Genomic DNA, 5,294 nt, shown 5'->3' with positions numbered 1-5,294 from the left:
GCTGTCTTCTATAACGTCCTCGGCTGCGTCAGCGATGACCGCCGAGATTCATTAATCAGCGTTTCCCTAGGCGCAGTCGTAGAACAATTCATCAGCATTGACGTACCCAAAGATCACTACCACTCCGCTGCTCTCGACCGAACCCCGACAGCGTGGGTAAGCAAAGCACTGCCCGACGATGACGCCACGCTGCGGTCTCATTTCCAAGCTGAAGACGTTCGGTCAACTTCTTTTCGTCGTGGGTCACCCCTTATCATCGAAGCGTTGTCCGTGGCAGGCGCCCCTGACCTTGGAGAGGTGGCGCCGAGAATTCGGACAGGTCGGTAAGTGGAAAAGCTGGGGCGTGAGTCGGTCATAATGGCCGGCAACAAGGAACCAGAAGATGACGAAACGCAACCGACGGACACACTCACCGGCGCTCAAGGCAAAGGTGGCACTCGCGGCGCTCAAGGGCGACAAGACGCTGGCAGAGCTGGCCCAGCAGTTTGATGTGCATCCGAACCAGATCAGGGACTGGAAGAAGCAATTGCAAGAGCGTGTTGCCGAAGTGTTCGAGACGGGCCAAACATCGGCCGAGCCCCCGGTCGATGTGAAGGTGTTGCACGCGAAGATCGGGCAATTAACGCTGGAGAACGATTTTTTGGAAAGCGCGCTCGGCAAGGCGGGATTGCTGAGCGTAAAGCGATGATTGATCGCGAGCACGCATTGCCGGTGAGCCGGCAGGTCCGGCTGGCGGGCATTGCCCGTTCAAGCGCCTACTACCAGCCGCACCCGGTCAGCGAGGTCGATCAGAAGCTGATGCGGTGGCTCGATGAATTGCATCTGGAGTTCCCGTTCGCCGGTGCGCGAATGTTGGTTCGCCTGCTCAAACGTGAAGCTATCAGGGTCGGGCGCAAACATGTCAGCACTCTGATGAAGCGCATGGGCATTGAGGCGCTGTACTGCAAGCCGAACACGAGCCGCCGTCATGCGAAGCACAAGATCGGGCCTTATCTGTTGCGGGGCATGACGATCAACTGGTTGCGGGTTTCGGGGGGATTTCAGCGATTGTCCGTTGAAGGTGCCAATGATGCATGAAGGGCCCTGCATGGCAAGATGCGCACTGCGAAGTGAGGCCTCGCCAACCCCGCGAGCCAGTCCCGACGGGGCCCGCAGACAAATTCGGCCCCTTCGGAAAACCCGCAATCAGTTGAAAGGAACGTCAAGAGTTTTTCGTGGCTGTAGCGATGAATGTAATGTGGAGGGGCTGTGTAATGAGCATCAGGCAACAAAAAGTCGATATTACTGACATGTAGCCCATGAAAGTAATTTAAGGTCGCGCTCGGATCATTGTTCGGATCAACGACAGCAAGTACTCCGTTGAACACGCGCGACTCAGCGGGGTAGGAAAGACAAAGTCGAATGGCGCGTTCCACCTATGTGGCCCGTACCAGCTCCGGCGAAGTCGACGCGGTGCTGATCATGCATGGCAGGAGGACCATCGCAACTAATGGCTATAGTCGCCGCGTGAGAAGCAAACAGGTCGAGCCACTCAATATCGAGAAGTACACCATTGCTCTGCGTGACACTAAAGAGGTCGTTCTTCGGCAACCGACGGCGAAGATTGCCAAAGAACCGGTCAGCTCTTTGCTTCCCCATCAGCAAAGGCTCTCCGCCGTGAATTTCCAGCGTCATGCGCGCATCCGGATAGGCATATTTATGGTGCTCCATCCGCTCTGCCAGTCGGTCGAGATTCTCGTCGCTTAAGAACTTGGGTCGGCGCCGCCACCCTTGGTCCGCTCCCTGATACATGTAGCAATAGCTGCAATTGATATTGCAGCGCTCGGCAACTTTCAGCATGACGAGTAGATCGCCTTTCATGTTGCCTCCGTGGAGCGTGTAGCTCAATTGCTTTTACTTTTTGCTCTATTCGATTCTAAACGCTCGGCGTCGGAATGAGGAGCCATCAGCTTCGTGTGTGCCGCAAAAATGGGACTCACATCGGATTCCATGGCCATTTCATCGAGCAGCGACGCAATCACCTGCCCACCCTCCTTTTTTTCCGGCTGCTGTCCGTAGTGGACTATAACGCCGGCCACGCCCGGTATACCTGCGAGCGGTACATACCGATCTTCCGCCGAGACCGCAACAACGCGGAAGAGCGGAACCGACTCGACGCTCTTTCCAAGCGCGGATTCTATTTGTGACGACTGTTCCTTAGTCAGGCTGAGTCGGCCGAGTTGAAAAAACAGTTCCGATGATTCCATCGCATTGCTCCTATTTTCTCTTAGTAAGCCGTATTGAAGAAAAAAGTCTGAAAAAGTCTCCCGTCTTCCTTGCAAGTACCGAAATGCCTCTGACTACAATGAAATCGTGTTCCCCGAAAAAGGGCCAATCGATTGAATTGGTTACCTATCTGGTCGATTACCGACCATCGATCCCACAAACTCGCGTCTTCATCGCATCTTCTCCGCAGAAACGGCTCATCGGGGTAGCTCTCCAAGCCCGTCTCACGATGTCGAAAAAATGCCGTACCAGCGTTGGAGGGCGCGTTCGGCGTCAGATATATAACACCTGACCACATGGTCGTGTGATCTGCGTGCACCCATGTTTGATCCCCTTCAACACTGAACTGAAACGCGCCGTTGTACGTATTCAATGGCCAATAAGTAATGGGGTTTTTAACAATTGACTGGATCGCAGCAAGAATTCCTTCATGCAGGAACGGCTGAGTACGCGCTCCTGGATAATTCCCTTTGACAGAGAAATCTTGCCCCAAGGCAAACCCACGCACATCCAATGGGTCTCGATAGAAGTCGTCGGTGACAATGATGGTCTCACGCATGGCAGTCCGCATTACAGTTCAGTGATTTCTTTGTCGACGGCCGTTTCACCTTTATCCGGCATATCGATTCCTAGGCGCTGCTCGACCCAGCGTCGATGCTCAGGATTAATTCGTGGTCGATCTATTTTTTTGTAACCGTCCGCGCGGCTGTAAAATCCTACACGCACTTCCTTCGAGACCTCGAATATATGTGGATTGTAGCCGTGCGAGCCATAGAGGTGCTCCTCGACGAGGCCTATAAGCTTGCAGTTAGAGGTATTTCCAGCAATCTCAACCCGCCGCCAGCCGGCCTCCTCAATTAGCGTTACTTGCTCTGCTTCGCTCAATCGGCGAGCCAACAGCGGTGAAACGCAGACGAATTTCGCATCTTTTTCCTTTTTGGTGAAAGCGCTTACCGGATACGCGAGCGGTGGAAAGCGGTGTCCGCCGAGAATAAGGTGGAGTCCCCGATCTCTGCATGCGCGCGCCATGATGGCAAACACCCCCGAGATGCGAGCCGTACAGGGAATCTTGCCCGACGTCGACTGCAAGGATTCCCGCGCTACCCGCCGAATGTCAATTTTCTCGACCACCATCTCTACGCCATGACGACCACAAAAAGCTCGGCCGTTTTCTTTTACTTCGTCAGGGATGAAGCCATTGTCGACGAGCACAGCTAACGGCTTCAGATTCAATTCCTTCACAGCAAGGAGCAACGTAAGCGCACTGTCCTTTCCGCCGGAGAAAGCCAGCACCGAATCGGGTGAACCATTGCCCCGATACGTTTTGACTAATTCGAGCAATCGCTGCGGAGCGTAGAACCCGCACGCAGATTCGGCCTCGAATTCGGCGCAGTAGTTACAGATGCCGTCAGGGCCGACCGTGACGCCCGGAAGATCATCCGCTAGCAAGCAGCGCCTGCAGCAGCGATCGACGGCGGACGCCGCGCCATTCAGGACGTTAATGCCAATCCTGCGAAGTGGCATTCCGGTACGGTCGAACAGTTCTGCTCGCTGCTCCGGAGATAAATTAAGAATTCCTAACATATTAAGCCACCATATTGACGGTCGCCCGCCGGCGAATAGCGCGTTACCCACACAATTTTCAAAAGAGCCAAAGTGCCTCTTTTGAATTTCGAGTGGGTGGTTTGGCGAGTCAAGGGCGGGCGTGGTCCCGGCGCAGCGAACCCTTGAGGCGCCTTGAATCGATAAGCTCGTGTATGGCTGGTTGCGGCAGAATGCGGCAACCAGCCATACGAGACGACGGGAACATGACGAATCAACTCTTTGAAGCCGCCTTGGGAATCAAGGCCCCGTGGTACGTGCAGGGCGTTGACTTCGACACGACCAAACGGCAGCTCACGATTGCCGTGGACTTTGTCGCTGGCAGCCGCTTCGCTTACCCCGGGGTTGCCGGCGAGCACCCGGTGCATGACACGCAAATCAAGCGGCTGCGCCACCTGAACTTCTTTCAGCACGAGTGCTATCTGGAGGTACGGGTGCCGCGCGTGCGCTTGCCGGACGGCTCGGTACGGCTGGTGGAACCCGACTGGGTCGGCCAACTCGACGGCTTCACGTTGCTGTTCGAAGCGCTGGTGCTGATGCTGGCGCAGCAGATGCCGTTTGCCGCCGTAGCACGCATCGTCAATCTGTCGTGGCATCAGGTTCATGCCGTCTGCTCGCGCTATGTGGAACTCGCGCTCGCGGCGGCGAACCTGTCTGACGTGAGCACGGTAGCCATTGACGAAACCTCGTACCGGCGCGGCCACGAGTATCTGACGCTGGTCGCCGACATGCAGGCGCGGCGGGTCGTGTTCGTCACGCCCGGGCAGGTCACCTCGGTAAGCATCGACATGTCGCCCGCCTTCATCAAAGGCGTGGGCGAACATCTGCCCAATGCGCGGCTGACGTTCGACAAGTTTCACGTTGTCGCCCACGCGTCCAAGGCGCTCGACACGGTGCGCCGCCAGCAGCAGAAAGCCGACCCAGAACTCAAAGGGATGCGCTGGACGCTGCTCAGGCAGTACGCCACCAAGCGTACCGCCCGCGCATGGCTGTATCGCGAGCAACTGCGCGAGATTCTCGAGCGCAAGCAAATCCATGTCGTCTCCGAGATGTTGCGGCAGTGGTGCTCCAACGTCATGCGCTCGAAAGTCGAGCCGATGAAGGACGTCGCGCGTCTGATTCGCCGGCACTTCGACGGCATCGTTGCCTGGGCGCAGACCCGCCAGACCAACGGCTTCATCGAGGCCATCAACGGTTTGTTTCAAGCTGCCAAGCGCAAGGCTCGCGGCTACACGCACTTCACTACCATGCGCACCGTGCTCTTTCTCATCGCCGGCAAACTCGATTTCTCCAGCTTCAACGCGCATGCCTCGTGAGCCGCGTTACCCACACAATTTTCAAAAGAGCCTCAAAAGTACCCTTGCGGCCCCTGCGCGCCCTGGAAGCCCTGGGGTCCGAAGCCCTGCGCGCCCTGGAAGCCCTGCGGT

The 5,294-nt window shown here is 56.5% G+C and carries 5 protein-coding genes and 1 pseudogene; 2 read left to right on the top strand and 4 right to left on the bottom strand.

Going from position 1 to position 5,294, the window contains the following annotated elements:
- Positions 1–382 precede the first annotated feature (382 nt).
- Positions 383–1,014: pseudogene (locus BN2475_RS36040) on the top strand (IS3 family transposase); the annotation flags it as partial.
- Between the two features lie 360 nt (positions 1,015–1,374).
- Here BN2475_RS36040 and BN2475_RS36035 read toward each other — a convergent pair.
- Genes BN2475_RS36035 through BN2475_RS31555 form a run of 4 tightly spaced genes read right to left on the bottom strand, consistent with a single transcriptional unit; the run spans position 1,375 to position 3,849 of the window.
- A complete protein-coding gene (locus BN2475_RS36035; RefSeq protein WP_245841718.1) occupies positions 1,375–1,860 on the bottom strand; it encodes a radical SAM protein in 486 nt (161 codons plus the stop codon).
- Between the two features lie 23 nt (positions 1,861–1,883).
- Positions 1,884–2,246, bottom strand: a complete 363-nt coding sequence (locus tag BN2475_RS31565) for a hypothetical protein (protein ID WP_094783296.1) — start codon at positions 2,244–2,246, stop codon at positions 1,884–1,886.
- A gap of 20 nt (positions 2,247–2,266) precedes the next feature.
- On the bottom strand, positions 2,267–2,824 hold the full coding sequence (locus tag BN2475_RS31560) for a DUF6445 family protein (protein ID WP_094783299.1): 558 nt from the start codon (positions 2,822–2,824) through the stop codon (positions 2,267–2,269).
- A gap of 11 nt (positions 2,825–2,835) precedes the next feature.
- Positions 2,836–3,849 carry an adenine nucleotide alpha hydrolase family protein gene (locus tag BN2475_RS31555; RefSeq protein WP_094783295.1) on the bottom strand — a complete coding sequence of 338 codons (1,014 nt, stop codon included), beginning with the start codon at positions 3,847–3,849 and terminating at the stop codon, positions 2,836–2,838.
- Between the two features lie 224 nt (positions 3,850–4,073).
- Between BN2475_RS31555 and BN2475_RS31550 the strand changes: the two genes are divergently transcribed.
- Complete coding sequence (locus tag BN2475_RS31550; protein ID WP_094783294.1) at positions 4,074–5,183, top strand: transposase; 1,110 nt, start codon at positions 4,074–4,076, stop codon at positions 5,181–5,183.
- The last annotated feature ends 111 nt before the right edge of the window (positions 5,184–5,294 follow it).

The sequence above is a fragment of the Paraburkholderia ribeironis genome (genome assembly GCF_900019265.1).
Taxonomy (GTDB): domain Bacteria; phylum Pseudomonadota; class Gammaproteobacteria; order Burkholderiales; family Burkholderiaceae; genus Paraburkholderia; species Paraburkholderia ribeironis.
The sequence above is the reverse complement of the archived record's forward strand: the minus strand, read 5'-3'. Positions and strand labels throughout refer to the sequence as shown.

Excerpts from the sequence above, each read along its gene's own strand:
- BN2475_RS36035 (WP_245841718.1), bottom strand. The coding sequence starts at position 1,860 with ATGAAAGGCGATCTACTCGTCATGCTGAAAGTTGCCGAGCGCTGCAAT.
- BN2475_RS31565 (WP_094783296.1), bottom strand. The coding sequence starts at position 2,246 with ATGGAATCATCGGAACTGTTTTTTCAACTCGGCCGACTCAGCCTGACT.
- BN2475_RS31560 (WP_094783299.1), bottom strand. The coding sequence starts at position 2,824 with ATGCGTGAGACCATCATTGTCACCGACGACTTCTATCGAGACCCATTG.
- BN2475_RS31555 (WP_094783295.1), bottom strand. The coding sequence starts at position 3,849 with ATGTTAGGAATTCTTAATTTATCTCCGGAGCAGCGAGCAGAACTGTTC.
- BN2475_RS31550 (WP_094783294.1), top strand. The coding sequence starts at position 4,074 with ATGACGAATCAACTCTTTGAAGCCGCCTTGGGAATCAAGGCCCCGTGG.